Here is a 17,215-nt window from a genome sequence, read left to right on the forward strand (position 1 = left end):
GAGAACGTGTCCACGGTGCTGACAATCCATCTATCCGGTGCGTTCCGCCTGGGCGGCTCCGCCATCCCCGATACCCTGTCGCGCAGGGGGCAGGCGCTGCTCGCGTTTCTCGCGGCCCAACCGGGCCTGCTTGCGGAACGTGCGCGGCTCGCCGACCTTCTCTGGACCGACCGCGCCGCCGAGCAAGCCCGCGCCTCCCTGCGCCAGGAGCTGTCGGTCTTGCGCCGCGCGTTGCCCGAGAACACGCTTCTGTCCGACCGCCGGGCGGTCTGGTTGAACGAAGGCACCGTGCAGGTCGTCCGCGATGAGCACAGCCCGTTCCTCGACGGATTCGACCTGGCCTCCGAGGGGTTCGAGGACTGGTTACGCGAAATGCGCCAGCTTGAGCCTACGTCCCAAGCCACTGCGCCGACCGCCGGAGGTCACGCCCCGGCCTCCGCGCGGCGCAATCGCCCGAGCCTCGCCATCCTCCCCTTCGACGAATTTGGCGCGCGCGAGGCCGACATGTTCGCCGACGGCGTGGTCTCGGAGATCACGTCGGCGCTGAGCCGCGTCCGCGATTTCCACGTGATCGCCCGGCAATCCGCATTCGCCCTGCGCGGAGAAGTTCTGGACATCGCGGCGATCGGAACGCGGCTCGGGGCCGACTACGTGGTCGAGGGCTCGATCCAGCGCCAGGGCGACCGTGTCCGCCTGTCGGTCGAGCTCGTCGAGGCTGCGACGGGACGCACTCTGTGGGCCGAGCAGTTCGACGACCGGCTCGACGATCTCTTCGACTTGCAGGATCGGATCACGATGCACGTCGCGGGCCAGCTTGCCCCGTCGCTGCGCGCGGCTGAAATCGCGCGCGCCCATCGTCAGCCCCGGGCTGACCGGACGGCCTAGGTGTTGCTGTCCGCCCTCCCGCATATCTGGGCGCACCGGGCGGAAGAAACCGGTCTCGCTATTGCCCATCTCGATCAGGCGCTGAAGGTGCAACCGGATTATGGACCTGCCCGAGAATTGGATCGGATCGTCGAGGTCAGAGGCCATCCCTGCATGGTGGTCAGCGACAACCATTGCCCGGCAGGCGATTTGCATAGCAAATCTGCCGAAAGGGGCACAGAGCTGACCTCGAATGCCATCCTGAAATGGCAGGAGGATCGCAAGGTCGAGTGGCACTACATCGCGCCAGGAAAACCCATGCAAAATGGCGTCGTCGAGAGCTTCAATGGGCGCCTTCGCGACGAGTGCCTCAACGAGCACCTGTTCGCCAATCTGCGCCATGCCCGAGAGCTGATCTCGGCTTGGCGCGTTGACTACAACCATCACCGGCCCCACACGAGCCTCGACGGGCTCACCCCGTGGGAGTATCACCAACGGTCAGTAGAGGACCAAAACCTGAACAGAGCGAACCTAAACTAGCGGACTCGCAGGGGAGCAGGTCACTATAAGCGCGGACTCCAAGGGGAGCAGGTCAGGACGTCCGTGGAGTCTTGCAGCATGGCCGAGCAGACCAAGGTCCGCAGTGAGGGACACAGCGGCGTGTCGCTGGGGATCGCACCGATCACCAACGACCTGCCTTCAAGGCCGAAATCCCGAAATGAAGGGGGCGTTACGGCTCGCTATCTTGGCCTGGCGATGGCAGTCGCAAAGACCTGATACCCAAAGAGTATCCCAGAAGCTGCACGTCGCTTGTATTCGGAGACAAGTCCTGAAAATAGCTCTTGGCCAATATCACCGCGCTCAAGCATTCGTTTTGCGGTTTCCTCAACCCACGGCAACATCTGGTCATTGTCCGCAATTGTTCGGCTCTGGACATCAAAATCGGTCACTTCGAAATCGGCTTCTATTATCAAGGAGCGCAGTTTCGCGACGAGATGTGGGTTGGTTACAAACTCGTTGACGAAGGCGCGCGCGCAGGCGTCGAGTGGATCGTTCGCGCCGCCGCTCAGGCTCGCTTTTGAAAAGTCCGCATCGCAAACCACGAGGTAACCATCGGACTTCAGAACACGCCGCGCCTCTTGAAGAAGTAGAGCGGGGTCCGTGACGTGAGTCAGGACGGTATGCAGAACGAGGTTGCAAACTGATTTGTCGTCCAGCGGCAAGGCAGTCCCATCGGCGACCTCAAAGGTGATGTTCGGGTGCTGTCTTGCCCGGTCTCTGGCAACCCTGACAAAGCCCGACGATGGTTCAAAAGCCATGACGCGCTCAGGCTCAGCCTTGGCTGCGATCCGCCGGGTAACGGCACCGGCTCCAGCCCCGACCTCTACGGTGACACCGCCTTTCGGAAACTTCAGTTTGGAGAGATACGTTGCAACGATGCTCTCCATTTTGGGGTCGGATTGCCGTTCATCCATCGAGTCGGCAAACGCCGTGATGAACTCTTCGCCTGCTGCGTCTACGTTCTGAAATGGGTCGACCGCCAACGAACCTTCCCCTGCATATGACGAGATCACGGTAGCAGATCTTCGTGCAAGGCGCAGCATTGTTCACTTTGGGCTCGCGAAGCGAGCCATGTGGCACCTTGGTGGCCAGGATACAACCGTGGGCGAGATCTCAGTAGTTCGTGGCCCATATGGGGCCGCGCTCTCCGCTGGTGCAACGTTCGGCTCCGCAAGGCGGGGTCGGCCCAAGACCGGTAAGCCGTTCACGCGGCAGGGCGTCAATCTCCCGCCGGATTTCGGCAGCGTGCCAGGCGCAGATCACCTTGGCGATCACTTCCCGCAGGAGTGCGCCGGGCCCAAACCGACTGGCGGATCTACGAAGGATCTGGGCCATGATAATCACATCGGTTGGGCTGTGCGGACTGCGCTGGCTGCCGGGCACAGGTCTCTGCGCCGCGAGCTGGATGCGCGGTTTCATGTCTGTGTGCCGATGAAGGGCAGCAACGCGACGATGGCCGCGAGACAGATGATTGGTTTGCGGGCCGATCGCGCGGCGACTTTGCCCAGATCGTGGGCGGCTTGGCTGCGCTGCGCTCGACCTTTGCGGATGTCGTGAGCCGTGTCGATCGATCCGTCGCGGCGGCAGCGGATGGTTTGGATGTTGTCCATCTGGTTTCTCCTTAGCTGATACCCGATCAGGATGTGCCCATTCGCCGGGCGGCGCTTGAGGATGACCTTCGGATTATCTGCAGAAGGCTTTCGATGCCCGTCGCAATTCTTGAGAAAGGGCCTTTTTCGTCCCAGGATACTGGGATGGACCAGGTTTTCGCCGATTGCATGCTCGACATCGACAGCCGCATTCTTTGGCGTGGCGGCACTGAGGTGCATGTCGAACCGCAGGTCTTTGACCTGCTTGCCTGCCTAGTGCGGGCGCAGGGGCGGTTGGTGAGCTACGACGACCTGATTGCCGAGGTTTGGCGCGGCCGTATCGTCTCGGACGCGGCCATCGCTTCTCGCATCAGCGCGGCGCGATCGGCGGTCGGCGATGACGGCAGGCGACAGGCGGTCATCCGGACGATTAGCCGCCATGGCATCCAGCTTGCTGTCGAGATCCGAAGGCTGGAGAAAGATCCGCCGACTTATGCAACGACCCCGCACCGGCAGATCATCCGCTACTGGCCTGCCCCCTGAAAAGTGGTCCTCCCTGAAGTAGGCTTTCGAGCCAGATGGAGGATCAAGCAATGCCCCAGATCGAAGCCGGATCAGGGATCGATCCAGTGGATCGATACCCCGGCGAAGCGCACAAGCCCGAGGAGATCGTCGGGAAGCTGAGGCAGGTCGATGTGTTGGTCTCGCAACGCCAGTGGGTGGCCGAGGCGGTGCGGTCGATCGGCGTGACGCAGTTCACTTATTATCGGTGGCGCAAGGAGTATGGTGGCCTGAAGACGAACCAAGTGAAGCGGCTGAAGGAGCTGGAGAGTGAGGCATCGAAAGCCATCGGTCCGAGAGAGATGCCGAACAACGAACGTCTCCGGAAAGCCGTGTCGGACCTCACGCTGGAGAAGCTGATACTACGAGAAGCTGCCTCGGGAAACTTCTGAGCCCCGCCCGTCGCCGTCATTGTGTCGACCATGTCAGGCAGAAGTTCATTATATCGGAAAGACTTGCCTGTCGTGTCCTCGGCCAACATCGATCGACCCAGCGGAAGGTTCCGTGCGGGCGCCCTGACGAGGAGGCGCTCACCGCGGACATCGTCGCGCTCGCATCTGAATACGGCCGTTACGGTCATCGGCGGATCACGGCTCTGCTGCGTGACGCAGGCTGGGTCGTGTGTGAAGCGGGCCGAGAGGATCTGGCGGCGGGAGGGGCTGAAGGTTCCGCAGAAGCAACCAAAGAAAGGTCGCCTCTGGTTCAATGACGGATCGTGTGTCCGCCTTCGGCCAGAGCGGCCCAACCATGTCTGGTCCTACGATTTCGTCGAGAGCCGGACCCACGACGGAAGGAAGTTCCGCATGTTGAACCTGATCGACGAGTTCACGCGGGAGTGCCTCGCGATCCGGATCGATCGCAGGCTACGGTCCACTGATGTGATCGACGCTCTGTCGGACCAGTTCATCCTGCGGGGCGTTCCAGACCACATCAGGTCCGACAACGGCCCTGAGTTCGTCGCCAAGGCGTGAGAGAGTGGATCGCGGCCGTTGGTGCTCGGACGGCTCATATCGAGCCAGGATCACCTTGAGAGAACGGCTATTGCGAGAGCTTCAACGCGAAGCCCAGGGATGAACTCCTGAACGGCGAGATCTTCTATAGCCTGGCCGAGGCGAAGATCGTGATCGAGAGCTGGCGCAAGGACTACAACACCAAGCGCCCGCACTCATCCCTCGGCTACCGGCCGCCAGCGCCGGAGGTCGTGCGGTGGCCCGCTCCGCCATCCGGAGCCGCTTCGCCGGTCACGCCGGCCGTAGCGCCAAGACCCGTCATGCACTTAGACTGAAACCGGACCACTTCATTGGGGCAGGTCATTTGACGCCCAGACTGGACGCCGTTCTGTGAGCCTTCAGATAGGTGGGGTCGATCATCACGGTCTTCTTTTCGCCGTGTGCGGCAGCCAGCCCGGCCATCATCGCAGCGAAGATACCCTTGTCGCTCCAGCGTTTCCAACGGTTGTAGAGCGTCTTGTGCGGGCCATATTCCTTCGGCGCATCTCGCCAGCGCAAGCCATTGCGATTGACGAAGATAATCCCGCTCAGAACGCGCCGATCATCGACGCGTGGCTTGCCATGGGATTTCGGGAAGTTGGGCTCCAGACGCGCCATCTGCGCATCGCTGAGCCAGAAGAGATCAGACATGTCACCGCTCGGTTTTTTTTCGGGGGTGAATCACGCCCTTCCGCTCAGATCAATGGGTCCTGAGCCTAGATATGACACGATCACCATGGCAGATCTCCGTGCACTGCGCAGTATTGTTCAGTTTTGGGTTGCGAAGCGAACCATGCGGCAATGCGGCGGCCAAGATACGACCTTGGGTGAGATCTCTTTCGCTCCCGGCCCGAAGCCGAGTAACTGTGCTTTGCAGATCGCTCAAAGCCGACTGTTGTTTGGCCCGTGTATCACGATCGCTCGGAAGTCGTTTACGTTGGTAAGTGTTGGCCCCGTTACAACGAGGCAGTCAAGTTGGTCGAAGACCGTAAAGCTGTCATGCATCTCGAGCATGCGACGCGTATCGATGCCTTGACGCGCCGCGGCCCTTGGAAAGTTTGGACCTGTAATTGCACCGGCTGCGTCCTCGGTCCCGTCGATGCCGTCCGTGTCAACGGCAACTGCGGCGATGCTTGGATGGCCATTCAGCGCGAGCGCGAGGGACAGCAAGAATTCGGTGTTGCGCCCTCCGCGACCGGGCTTCGTATCGCCGACTGTCACGGTTGTCTCTCCGCCAGAGATCAGAACCGCAGGCGGAGCAACGGGCGTGCCGTGGCGCGCGACGGCCTTTGCGATCCCGGCCATGACGATGCCCAGTTCCCGCGCCTCTCCCTCTAATGAGTCCCCCAGAAGAACTGGCGTCACGCCTGCGTCTCGCGCGACCTCTGCCGCGGCCTCAAGAGAGGCCTGCGGCGTTGCGATCAGGCGATAATCAGACTCGAACGGTTCGCCATCCGGCGAAGGAGTGCGCAGCATGTCCTGTGCAGCCTGCGGCAGCGACGGGCCGAGTTTGTCGGCAAGATAGGACAGGCCTGCCTGCGCCGTCGGGTCGGGCACGGTCGGCCCGGATGCGATGGCCTCGGGATCATCGCCGGGCACGTCTGAAATCGCCAGCGTCACGAGCCGCGCTTTTCCCGCCGCGCGCGCAAGTCCGCCACCTTTCACCTGCGAGAGGCGGCGACGCACCTTGTTCATCTCGGAGATCGACAGCCCAGAGGCCAAGAGGAGCCGGTTTACCGCAATGAGGTCGTCGAGGGTCAGCGGTGGCCGGGGCAAGGACAGCAATGACGAGCCACCTCCGGAGATCAACGCGAGCACCAGATCGTCCGGTCCCGCCTTGGCCGCTTCCTCCATGATCTCCAGGGTCGCGGCCTCTGCCGCGGCATCGGGCACCGGGTGGGCGGCCTCTCGGACCGTGATCCGATCGGTCGGGACCGCGTGCCCGTAGCGTGTCACGACGATGCCCGTCAGATCGACATCGGGCCAGGCCTGCTCTACCGCGCGGGCCATGGAGGCCGCCGACTTTCCGCCGCCCACGACGATGCAGCGCCCGCGCGGCTTCTCGGGCAGGCAAGACGCCAGGACCCGCGCCGGATCCGCCGCGCCGATGGCAGCATCCAGCATCCGCCGTAGCAGGTCTTGTGCATCATCGTCGGTCATCATCTACCGCTCAGATATTCTCGCCGCGGATGGCTTCGCAGACGGCGTCGGTGACTTCCTGCGTGGTGGCCGTGCCGCCTACATCCGGGGTCATGATCCCGTCGGCGCAGACTTTTTCCACCGCGCGCATCAGGCGTTCGGAAGCATTCGCTTCGCCCAGATGGTCGAGCATCTGGCTCGCCGTCCAGAATGTGGCGACCGGATTCGCGATGCCCTTGCCGGTGATGTCGAAGGCCGAGCCATGGATCGGCTCAAACATAGAGGGGTAGCGCCGTTCGGGATCGATATTGCCCGTCGGCGCCACGCCAAGGCTGCCTGCCAGCGCGCCGGCGAGGTCCGAGAGGATATCGGCATGCAGGTTGGTCGCGACGATAGTATCGAGGCTTTTCGGATCCTTGACCATGCGCACGGTCATGGCATCGACCAGCATCTTGTCCCAGGTCACGTCCGGGAAATCCTTGGAGACCTCGGCCGCGATCTCGTCCCACATCACCATACCGAAACGCTGGGCATTGGACTTCGTGACCACCGTCAGTAGTTTCCGAGGCCGCGACCGGGCCAGTTCGAACGCATAGCGCATGATCCGCGTGACGCCGGTGCGCGTGAAGATCGACACTTCCGTGCCGACTTCCTCGGGCATGCCCTGATGGGTTCGTCCGCCGTTGCCGGAGTATTCCCCCTCGGAATTCTCGCGCACGATGACCCAGTCGAGATCACCGGGGCGGACACCGGCGAGGGGCGAGGTAATGCCCGGCAGGATCTTGGTCGGGCGCACATTCGCATATTGGTCGAAGCCCTGGCAGATCGGGAGGCGCAAGCCCCAGAGCGTGACGTGATCCGGCACGTCGGGCGCGCCCACGGCACCGAAGAAGATGGCGTCGAAATCCTTGATCTCGTCGCGTCCGTTCTCGGGCATCAGCGCGCCGGTCTTCTTGTAGCGCTCCGAGCCCCAGTCGAATTCGGTGACGTCGAAGGTGAAGCTCCCGTCGCGCCGGGCCAGTGCCTCGAGCGCCTGCAATCCGGCGGCGATCACCTCTGGGCCGATGCCGTCGGCCGGAATCGAGGCGATCCTGTAGGTCTTCACCGCATCACCTGCCGCGTGTGATTGGCCGGACTGCGAAGTCGCGGGCTTGCCCTCTGTCAGGATCGTCATGCTGTCTCCTCCTCGTCAACAGGTGTTTGCGCGGAAGCGTACAGGCAGGCGATTGCGCTTCTCAATTCCATGTTGATTATATACTTAAATGAAATACTGACCCGATCAGAGAGCGCATGTGAATATCACTCAATTGAAATGCCTGCTTGCGGCGGCGGATACCCTGCATTTCGGACGCGCGGCGCAGTCGCTCGATATGCTGCCTGCGACGCTTGGACGGCAAATCAAGCAACTCGAGGATCACCTCGGCGTGTCGCTGTTCACTCGCACCACGCGCGCCGTCGCACTCACGGAGGCGGGGAGTCGGATCTTGGAGGATGCCCGCGCGCTCGTCGCCCAGGCCGAGGCGTTCGAGGAAAAGGTCCGCGCGGTGCGTAGCGCCGGGGAACATGTCCTCAGGGTCGGCGCGATCGACAGCGCGGCGGCCGGGTTGATCCCGCAGATCCTGCAGCCGCTGCAGGCCGCGCATCCGGAGCTGAAGATCCAGATCGTCGAGCAGAAGACCATTCACCTCTTGCCGAAACTTCTGAGTGGCAGCCTCGACATCGCGTTGTGCCGTCCGCCCGACATCCGGGACCCGCGATTGGTCTTCCAGACTCTCTTTTATGAGACGGCTGTCGTTGCCCTGCCGAAATCGCACCCCCTGGCCGACCGCGAGGCGATCGAGATTTCCGACCTCGCCGAAGAGCCGCTGATCGTGCCGGACCGACGGTCGCGGCCGCATTCCCACGATCTGACCATGTCGCTGTTTCTCGGCGCGGGCCTGACCGCACGGGTCGCGCAGATTGCAGAAGAGAAGCAGACCATCGTCAATCTGGTGGCGGCGGGGACCGGTTTGGCCATCGTGCCTCGCTGGACGTCGCGACTTGGCGTCAAGGGCGTGAATTTCATTCCCTTGGCATCAACGGATGCGACCGCGCAGGCGAAACTGATCCTTGCCGCCGCATGGGCGCGGGGCACGCGAGACTGGCTTCGCGACGATTTCCTCCAGGCCTTAGACGCCAATCTGTGCGTGCTCGAAGCCTCGGCCTGATTATTTCATAACTGAATATAATTCGTGATGAATTGAGTTGGAGAGTGTGCTTCGCCCACACTCTTTCTCGGAGGGCGCCCCGCATCAGGATGCGACTCGAGGGGAATACAACGGAGGAGGAAACCGATGAAATTCACCGCATTCATTGCAGCCGCCGCATGCGTGGCCGCGCTGCCCGCAGCCGCGCAGGACAACGCGGACTGGCCCGCCAGCATCACCATAGGAACAGGCAGCCAAGGCGGCACCTATTTCGGATACGGCAGCGGCTTCGGCGCGATGATCAGCGAAGAGCTGGGCGTCAATGCCGGGGTGGAGATCACCGGCGGCCCAGTGCAGAACGTCACGCTGGTCGAGACCGGTGAGCACCAACTCGGCTTCGTCACGCTCGGCCCCGCCGACGAAGCGCGCCGCGGTGAAAGCCCATTGATGCCGGGCACGCCACACGAAGCCGTGCGCGCGCTGTTTCCTATGTATCAGACCCCTCTGCAGGCGGCGGTGCTGGCATCGTCGGATATTGAGAGCTTCCAGGACCTGCAGGGCAAACGCGTGGGCGTCGGCCCGGCGGGCGGTACCTCGGCCACTTACTGGACGCGGTTTTTCGAGAACGCGGAAGGTTACGGCGATGTGACGATCTCCAACGCGGGCGGCTCGGACACGGCCGGTCAGCTCAAGGACGGTCTGATCGATGCGTTCGTCTATGCTGCGGGTCTGCCGACGGGCGCCTATTCGCAGCTCGCCGTGGAGAACGACGTGCGCTTCTTGTCGATGGATGACGAAACGCTCTCAACCATGAAGGAAATCGTGCCCGCAATGGCAGATTTCACCATCCCCGCGGATACCTACGAGGATCAGCCCGAGGATCTTCAGACCGTGTCGCTTTGGAACTTCGCCATCGCGCATGAGGACATGCCGGAAAGCCTCGCCTACGAGATCACGGCGCTGGCGATGGAAAACCATGATCGCATGATGACCAACCATGCTGCCGCAAGCGAGACGCTGCCGGAGAATGTCTCCAAGAACACCGTCATCCCGTTCCACCCGGGCGCTGCCCGCTGGTTCGAGGAAAACGGCTTCGACGTGCCGTTGGTCGAGTAATCCCGCGCCGCATTTGACAAAAGTCTGAACGCGCGCGGGCGGCGATTCCCATGTCGCCGCCCGCTTCTTTTCATATTCACGAGCGATCCGGACCATGAGCAACGCGCAGCATAAGCACAGCCCAAAGCCGGCCGAAAGCGAAGGTAAGTCCGCGATCGAGCAGGAGTTGGCCCGCGCCAATGTCGACAACGACCCGGTGGCCGCGAACCAGAGGCTGTTTACCGGCAGCCGCAACCTCGTCATCGCGGCGATGTGTGTGGCCTACACGGTGTTTCACCTTCTGGTGATGAACGTCTACCCGCTGGAAACCTGGGCCTATCGCCTGACCCATGTGGGCGGCGGTCTGCTGCTCGGCTTCCTTCTGTTCGGCTCGCAGCCGTTCGGAGAGGATGCGGGCCCGACCCAACGCGAAGGGCTGATGTCGAAAGCGCTGCTGGTTCTCGCCGGTGCAGGGGTTCTTTACGGTCTGATCGGCGTTGTCGCGATCTGGATCAACGGCACGCTTCTGGGCGATTTGATGCCCCCTGCCTGGGCCATGTCGACCTTCGGCATCCCACTGACCCTCGGCACGAGCGTGGCCATCGTGCATGGCTGGGTCTTTCCCCATCGCGGGCGGATGCAATTCGCGCCAGGCGATGTGGTGCTGGCTTTGGCTGCCATCGCCTTTACGGCCTACCTGATCTTCTTCGCTCGCCAGCTTCAACTGCGCGCGGGCATGCCCATGGCCCTGCCGGGCGATATGTGGTCGGCCATTACCGGTGTCCTGCTGATCATCGAATTGACCCGCCGCCTTGCCGGGATGGCGCTGGTGATCATCGCGGGCGTTTTCGTGGCCTATGCCTTCGCGGGCCCTTGGCTACCCGGGATTTTCGAGCATCGCGGCTATGACGTGAAGCGCTTCTTCTCCTACATCTTCACCGATAACGGTGTGCTCGGCGCGCCGATTGCGATCTCCTCCACCTACATCATCCTGTTCGTCGTCTTCGCGGCCTTTCTGCAGACCACGCGGGTCGGGGAATACTTCGTGAATCTCGCCTTCGCCGCTGCCGGGCATCGCCGCGGCGGCCCGGCTAAGGTGGCGATCTTCGCCTCCGGTCTCATGGGCATGATCAACGGCACCTCGGCGGGCAATGTCGTGGCAACCGGTTCGCTGACCATCCCGATGATGAAAAAGGTGGGCTACCGGCCCCAGACCTCCGCCGCGGTGGAGGCCGCAGCGTCGACCGGCGGGCAGATCATGCCGCCGATCATGGGCGCGGGCGCTTTCATCATGGCCGAGATCACGGGCATCGCCTACATGGATATCGTCTATGCCGCGATCATTCCGGCGGTGATCTACTTCGTCTCAGTCTACTTCATGGTCGATCTGGCCGCGAAGAAGGCGAACATGATGGGCCTGCCGCGCGATCAGCTTCCCAAGCTCGCGAAACTGGCCAAGCAGATCTATCTGTTCCTTCCCATCGTGGTGCTGATCTACGCTCTGTTTGCGGGCTATTCGGTAATCCGCTGCGGCACGCTGGCAATGATAACCGCCGCGGTGGTGTCCTGGCTCACGCCGCACCGCATGGGTCCGAAGCAATTGATCCAAGCGCTCGATAACGGAGCGCGCATGGTGCTGCAGCTGGTCGCGGTCTGTGCAACAGCGGGCATCATCGTGGGGGTCATCGCCCTGACAGGCATCGGCTCGCGGTTCTCGACGGTCCTGCTGGCGCTTGCGGATCAGAGCCAGATCCTTGCGCTATTCTTCGCGATGGTCGTGTCGATCATCCTCGGCATGGGGATGCCCACAACGGCGGCCTATGCCGTGGCGGCCTCGGTCATAGCGCCGGGCGTCATCAACCTCGGCGTCGCACCACTGACTGCGCATCTCTTCATCTTCTACTTCGCGGTGATGTCGGCGATCACGCCGCCCGTGGCGCTGGCCGCCTATGCGGGCTCCGCGCTGGCCGGATCGGACCCGATCCGCACGAGCGTAGAGAGCTTCAAGATCGGCCTTGCAGCCTTCGTCGTGCCCTACATGTTCTTCTATTCACCCGCGATGCTGCTCAACGGCGGCTGGTTCGACATCGCCCACATCGCAGCAACGGCGTTGGTCGGTATCTACCTGTTGTCTTGCGCGGTGCAGGGCTGGTTCTTCGGCCACGCCAACGCGGCAGTCCGCGCAGCGCTCGGGGCGGGCGGACTGACCATGATCGCAGGCGGCTGGATCACGGATGCGATTGGGGTGGGCATCGCGGTCGTTCTGGTCCTGATCCAGCGCGGACGCATGGGTGCCTCCGATTTCGCCCGTGGCGCCGACTGATGTCTGGGCAAGTGGCTTTGCCTCATTAAGTGGTCCGAATCTGATGGACGACCCAGAATAACGCGAGTCATAGCCGCGAGGCCGCAGTCAATCTTGCTCGCCTTTGGAACCGGGGAGAGATGGCCTCGAAGATCTTACCTCCGACCCTCTTGAAGGGTTGGAGATCTCTTTTGAATGAGCCGCGGTGTTTGAGCAGGTGCCTTCATGCGGGCGAACGATGGTGGTAGCAATAGCGTCCTCTCCTCATCGGAAAAGGTTTCCGCTGCCACTGTGATCAAAGTGTTCTAAAAAATTGCTCACCACGAAAAGTCGTCTGAATGTCCGCTAAGCTGGACCTCTCAAGTTGCCTTTGCATATGTTCCGGATCACTCCCCGCGTGCCATGAACATCACGTAACCAGGATTGCTGGTCGGTGACCTGGGACCTCCCCGCGGATCCTCTCCAGATCGCTGAATACGTCGAGTATCTCGGTGGCCGAATTCGACCTCACACGATTCAGACACGCCTGTGGGCGCTCGGCGAGCTTCACCGGGCAGAGTTCTATGCATCGCCCTGTCGACATCGGCTCGTTTTGCTGGCTCTGAGAGCGGTGAAGAGGAAGTATGGTTCCGCCATAGGTCAAGCGCCTCCCCTCTGCTGCAATCAATGGGTCCTGAGCCTACATCCGCACCCGGCTGGCGCGCGTGCTGTGGATGACGGCCCACGCGGCGAGCAGGGCGACGCAGGCCGTCGCGGTAACGAACCCGGCGACCAGGTGGATCTCGGCCCAACCAAGGCTCACCGGGATAGCGATGCCCGTCCGTGCCGCCACGACATCGGATAGAACACCGGCCACCGCCCAGCCCAGGGCCGCACCCAGCACGCCACCGAGCACGAGAAGGCCTGCGCCGTAGGACCAGACGAGCGCCACGAGAAACCGGGTCGGTGCCCCAAGCGCCCGAAGGAGCGCCATGTGCCGCTCGAACAGGCGCAGCAGCATGACCAGGCCGGTCAGCACGCTGGCCGCGACCAGGATCTGCGCAACGAGGCTCATCAGCGACATAGCCTGCCTGATGTCGCCCAGGATCGCGTAGAGTTGGCTGAGAACCGCGCCCGGCAGGAATGCCATCGTCTCGGCGTCGCGGGTGTAGGCCGATTGTAGCGCGTAGGCCTGTGCCAGCTGCTCCGGCACCACGATCACGGCGGGCGTTCCAGGGAAGAGGGCGGCCTCGAAAGGCGGGCCGATCCGCTGTCCAGCTGACGGTTCGTATGCCTCGTCGTGGCCGTGCTCGTCGTCCCCGCCGTGGTCTTCGTCATGGTCCGCGTCATCTCCGTGGCCGTCAGCCTCTTCGACCGGGTGACCGTTGGCCAGGCCGTGGACGGCCCAGACACCTTCGACCGGCACGAGTATGGCCCGATCCCACGGGCTGCCAGTGGGCGCCATGCGGCCCACGACCTCGTAGTGGAAACCGCCGTGAAGACCGGCCTCGGCGGCCGTTCCGCGACCGTGCGCCGGTTCGATCTCGCCGCCCACGGGCACATCCACGAGGGCGCCCACCACCGCCTCTTCCTCGGTCGCAAAGACGCGTCCTTCGATGGCGCCTTCGCTGAGGTGGGTCACCAACTCGGCCACGGTGCCGACGATGGGATCACCCTCGAAACTGTCGCCGAACGCGATGGGCGCGGCCAGGCGCACGCGGTCGTCGTCCGCTATGGCGTTGAAGGTCTCGCCATCGATCAGCGGCACATCTGCCGGGCGCAGGTAAACGGCGGCCAGCAGCATGGAAATTTCGCTGCCTGGAGCGCTCACCACCAGGTCGAACTTCGACGCAGCGTCGGCCGTGCCTTGGCGCAATCCCCGTTCCTGGGCGATCAGGCCGATCCCCATGCCGACCGACACGGCGATCAGCGCGACGAAGACGGCGTTGATCCAGGCGAAACGTCGGATCATGCCGAGGGCCAGCGGCCACGGCGCAAGTCCACGCAACAGCGTGGCCGCCATCAGCGCCAAGGGAAGCAAGAGGGCGATCAGGATCAGTGTCTCCTGTCCCCAGATCGGAAGCCCTGCCCAGAAGTCCCTCATCCCGCAAGCTCCATACGTCCGTCTGAGATCCGCATCTTGCGATCCATCCGGTCCAGCAGGGTGTCGTCGTGCGTCACGCAAACGAGGGTGCGGCCCCGCGATCGCGCAGCGCCGATCAGGTCGTCGGCCAGCGCATCCGCCGCCGCGCGATGCAGGCTGGCGGTCGGCTCGTCGGCTAGCAGGATGGGCGCGTCGGCGGCCATGGCACGGGCCACGGCAACGCGCTGGCGTTCGCCGCCCGAGAAGCTCGCAACGCGGCGCGTTCCGGCGTCGATGCCAAGCCGTTCCAATTCGGTCGCCGCCCGGTCGCGGATCGCGGCCCGCGCGGACCGCGGGGCGTAGAGAGAAGGCAGGGCGGCGTTGCCGAGCGCGGAGAGCTCCTCAAATAGAAGGTGATCCTGGAAAATCATGCCGATCCGGGCCGCGCGAAACGCAGCCCGATCGGCCCGGCTTTTCCCGACGAGATCGGTTTCGTCCCACGCGATGCGGCCCGTCATCTGATCGGCAAGACCGGCCAAGGCGTAAAGAAGCGTGGTCTTTCCCGCGCCCGATGGGCCGTAGATGCCAAGGGTCGTGCCAGGTTCAAGCTCCAGCACGGGAATGTCGAGGATCGGTCGCCCGCCATCGCCGATCACGACTAGGTCACGCACGGAAAGCGCGGCACCCTTCGTCATGTCAGCGCGAAAAGCTCGCATCGGTCAGGCGCATCTTGCCGACGAACCCCGTCTCGGGGTCGGTGAAAGTCTCGAGGCTCAGGACCCCGCGGGTCTCGATGCCCACGGTGTAGTAGACCGGGTCAACGATGCGCTTGGTCTGGACCGGCAGGATGTCCTCGATCCACTCGACCTCGGATTCGCAGAAGGGGCAGACCGCCATGGGTCGGCCGGTAAGCACGAAGAAACTCGATTGCGCCTTCAGTGGCGGGGCCATGTAGCCCTCGACGCTGATCCGCTGGCCCTGGAGCGTCGTCGCGAGGTCGGAGAAGCCGCGCTCCCGCGTGTAGAGATCCCGCACCTTGATCGGCGCGTCGGGATCACCCGGTGCGGCGCGCAGAAACGTCGGCGCGGACAGGACCGGCGCGGACGCGGCGGTCATCAGGAAGTGTCGTCTATGCATCTTGCCCTCGATCATTGTGAGCTCTTTCAGACGTCAGGCCTACCGGAACAAATGGCAAGGGCGGCCCGGTGGCCGCCCCGCCTGATTTCGCTTGCGACGTTTACTGCTCGGCCGCAGCGGTCACGGCAGCGTGGTGCATGACGTGGAAGATCACGTTCTGCTCGATTGTGCCGTCGAACAGGTGCGCCCACGGGCCCTTTGCATAAACCGCGACATCCTCGCCCGAGTGGCTTTCCGAGCTTTTCGGGATCAGCGCCTGCTGGAGGTAGTCGGGGTCGAGCGCTTCTTCCTGGGTGACATCGGGGCGGCTGCCCGAGAAGGTGGGAACAGTGCCTTCGGCGGCGCCCACTTCGGTCTCGACCTGCTGGGTGCCCTCGCCCTCGGCTTCGGGGACCAGGATCGAACCGGGGCCGTTGAGGAAGCCGACGATGGGATAGGGCAGGCCGTCATCGCCCAGCACCAACTCGTCCGAATGCGCGACGCCGCTGTTGTCGATGTCGTAGCACAGGCCGAGGATGTTCGAGCCGCGCCCGCAATACCCGTTGAAGGCCAGCGAGTGCTCGTGGTCCGCGGTGACGATGATGAGCGTGTCCTCGTCATTGGTCATCTCGTCGGCCATGGCGACGGCCTCGGCGAAAGCGCGCCCGTCGGTAAGCGTGCGGAAGAGGTTGCCCGCGTGGCTGGCGTGGTCGACACGGCCCGCTTCGACTTCGAGGAAATAGCCTTCCTCGTTCTGCGACAGATACTCGATGGCCGCAGCAGTCATTTCCGCGAGCGACGGCTCGTCGGTGCGGTCATGCTCGTATTGCATGTGGCTGGGTTCGAACAGCGCCAGGGTCGGCGTCTCGCCGTCGAGTGTCAGCGCCTGGAACTCTTCCGTGTTCGTCGCAAACTGAGCGCCGAGGCCGGTGGCCCGCTCGACCAGGTTAACGCCGTCCGCGCGGCGGCCGCCCTCTTCGCTTTCGGGGATGAAGTGGCGATGACCGCCGCCCATGGCGAAGTCGATCAGGCCGGATTCCATGGCGTCGATCAGCTGCGTCGCGATGTCGGCTTGGGCCGTGCAGCCCTCGGGCACGCTGTCTTCCCAGTTGCGGCTGGCGGTCTTGGCATAGACGGCCGCGGGCGTCGCATGAGTCAGGCGCGCGGTCGAGATGATGCCGACCGACTTGCCCATGGGCTCGAGGATCTCTGCCAGCGTCGTCAGCTCGTTGCCCTCGACAGTCGAGCAGTCGTCGTAGCGGGCTTCCTCGCCGAGGTTGATGAGATTGAAGCGCTGCTTCACGCCGGTGTTCATCGAGCCGGCGGTCGGCGCCGAGTCGGGGGTCTGGGCGTTGATGTTGTAGGTCTTCACCAGCGCCGAGGACCATTCGGGCGTCTCGTAGGGCAAGACGTGATCCTCGCCCATGCCGCCTTCTTCCTGGCCGATGAACAGGCGCGTGGCGTAGTTCGTGCCGACGCCGTTTCCGTCGGCGACCATCAGGATGATGTTGGTGGCTGGGTTTGTGTTCATCTGGCGGTCGATGATGGCCTGGATGGCCTCTTGACCGGCGGTGAACCATTCCGACGACGCTTGCGGCAGGTCATCCTGCGCAATTGCACCGGTGGCGACAAGCGCCATGACCGACGCGGCAAGATATGGCTTCAAAGACATTGGAGGCCCCTCTGGTTTCCGTGCGGCACGCTTAGGGGGCTGCCGTGACGATCACGCATCAGATTTGTATCAGGTGCGT

General features: G+C 63.3%; 13 protein-coding genes and 3 pseudogenes. 7 read left to right on the forward strand and 9 right to left on the reverse strand.

Annotated features, from left to right (window positions below):
- Positions 1 to 15 precede the first annotated feature (15 nt).
- Positions 16 to 885: a hypothetical protein gene (locus BMX96_RS11360; RefSeq protein ID WP_175481722.1), complete on the forward strand. Its 870-nt coding sequence runs from the start codon at positions 16 to 18 to the stop codon at positions 883 to 885.
- 108 nt (positions 886 to 993) lie between these two features.
- Positions 994 to 1,404, forward strand: a pseudogene (locus BMX96_RS11365) (integrase core domain-containing protein); the annotation flags it as partial.
- A 200-nt stretch (positions 1,405 to 1,604) separates the two neighbouring features.
- Here BMX96_RS11365 and BMX96_RS11370 read toward each other — a convergent pair.
- Both BMX96_RS11370 and BMX96_RS11375 read right to left on the reverse strand, forming a co-directional pair.
- Complete coding sequence (locus tag BMX96_RS11370; RefSeq protein WP_091845585.1) at positions 1,605 to 2,468, reverse strand: class I SAM-dependent methyltransferase; 864 nt, start codon at positions 2,466 to 2,468, stop codon at positions 1,605 to 1,607.
- A gap of 372 nt (positions 2,469 to 2,840) precedes the next feature.
- Positions 2,841 to 3,035: a hypothetical protein gene (locus tag BMX96_RS11375; protein ID WP_091845586.1), complete on the reverse strand. Its 195-nt coding sequence runs from the start codon at positions 3,033 to 3,035 to the stop codon at positions 2,841 to 2,843.
- A gap of 144 nt (positions 3,036 to 3,179) precedes the next feature.
- Here BMX96_RS11375 and BMX96_RS11380 point away from each other — a divergent pair, with 144 nt between their 5' ends.
- Together BMX96_RS11380 and BMX96_RS11385 are read left to right on the forward strand one after the other, a co-directional pair.
- The gene (locus BMX96_RS11380) at positions 3,180 to 3,557 is read left to right on the forward strand and encodes a winged helix-turn-helix domain-containing protein (RefSeq protein ID WP_091845587.1); all 378 of its coding nucleotides are present in this window, start codon (positions 3,180 to 3,182) and stop codon (positions 3,555 to 3,557) included.
- A gap of 50 nt (positions 3,558 to 3,607) precedes the next feature.
- A pseudogene (locus BMX96_RS11385) lies at positions 3,608 to 4,860 on the forward strand (IS3 family transposase).
- Between the two features lie 28 nt (positions 4,861 to 4,888).
- On the opposite strand, the pseudogene BMX96_RS11390 reads toward BMX96_RS11385, so the two are convergent.
- The 3 genes and pseudogenes from BMX96_RS11390 to BMX96_RS11400 all read right to left on the reverse strand — a co-directional run.
- Positions 4,889 to 5,215: pseudogene (locus BMX96_RS11390) on the reverse strand (transposase); the annotation flags it as partial.
- Positions 5,216 to 5,446: 231 nt separating this feature from the next.
- Positions 5,447 to 6,727 carry a glycerate kinase type-2 family protein gene (locus BMX96_RS11395; RefSeq protein WP_330220640.1) on the reverse strand — a complete coding sequence of 427 codons (1,281 nt, stop codon included), beginning with the start codon at positions 6,725 to 6,727 and terminating at the stop codon, positions 5,447 to 5,449.
- A 7-nt stretch (positions 6,728 to 6,734) separates the two neighbouring features.
- On the reverse strand, positions 6,735 to 7,808 hold the full coding sequence (locus tag BMX96_RS11400; protein WP_091845625.1) for a tartrate dehydrogenase: 1,074 nt from the start codon (positions 7,806 to 7,808) through the stop codon (positions 6,735 to 6,737).
- A 187-nt stretch (positions 7,809 to 7,995) separates the two neighbouring features.
- Between BMX96_RS11400 and BMX96_RS11405 the strand changes: the two genes are divergently transcribed.
- From BMX96_RS11405 to BMX96_RS11415, 3 genes are all read left to right on the forward strand, one after another.
- Positions 7,996 to 8,910, forward strand: coding sequence for a LysR family transcriptional regulator (locus BMX96_RS11405; protein ID WP_091845588.1), 915 nt, complete (start codon positions 7,996 to 7,998; stop codon positions 8,908 to 8,910).
- Positions 8,911 to 9,036: 126 nt separating this feature from the next.
- Entirely contained in the window at positions 9,037 to 10,005 is a 969-nt protein-coding gene (locus tag BMX96_RS11410; protein ID WP_091845589.1) for a TAXI family TRAP transporter solute-binding subunit, read from the forward strand.
- A 94-nt stretch (positions 10,006 to 10,099) separates the two neighbouring features.
- Entirely contained in the window at positions 10,100 to 12,307 is a 2,208-nt protein-coding gene (locus tag BMX96_RS11415; RefSeq protein ID WP_091845590.1) for a TRAP transporter permease, read from the forward strand.
- 658 nt (positions 12,308 to 12,965) lie between these two features.
- Here the strand turns inward: BMX96_RS11415 and BMX96_RS11420 are convergent.
- The 4 genes from BMX96_RS11420 to BMX96_RS11435 all read right to left on the reverse strand — a co-directional run bounded on the left by BMX96_RS11420 (position 12,966) and on the right by BMX96_RS11435 (position 17,136).
- The gene (locus BMX96_RS11420) at positions 12,966 to 14,369 is read right to left on the reverse strand and encodes an FtsX-like permease family protein (protein WP_091845591.1); all 1,404 of its coding nucleotides are present in this window, start codon (positions 14,367 to 14,369) and stop codon (positions 12,966 to 12,968) included.
- Positions 14,366 to 15,043: an ATP-binding cassette domain-containing protein gene (locus BMX96_RS11425; protein WP_091845592.1), complete on the reverse strand. Its 678-nt coding sequence runs from the start codon at positions 15,041 to 15,043 to the stop codon at positions 14,366 to 14,368. Before BMX96_RS11425 ends, BMX96_RS11420 begins: the two co-directional genes overlap by 4 nt.
- Before the next feature lies 1 nt (position 15,044).
- Positions 15,045 to 15,500 carry a hypothetical protein gene (locus BMX96_RS11430; RefSeq protein ID WP_236737038.1) on the reverse strand — a complete coding sequence of 152 codons (456 nt, stop codon included), beginning with the start codon at positions 15,498 to 15,500 and terminating at the stop codon, positions 15,045 to 15,047.
- 85 nt (positions 15,501 to 15,585) lie between these two features.
- Positions 15,586 to 17,136: an alkaline phosphatase gene (locus tag BMX96_RS11435; protein WP_091845593.1), complete on the reverse strand. Its 1,551-nt coding sequence runs from the start codon at positions 17,134 to 17,136 to the stop codon at positions 15,586 to 15,588.
- Positions 17,137 to 17,215 lie beyond the last annotated feature (79 nt).

The sequence above is a fragment of the Palleronia pelagia genome, from assembly GCF_900110115.1.
Taxonomy (GTDB): domain Bacteria; phylum Pseudomonadota; class Alphaproteobacteria; order Rhodobacterales; family Rhodobacteraceae; genus Palleronia; species Palleronia pelagia.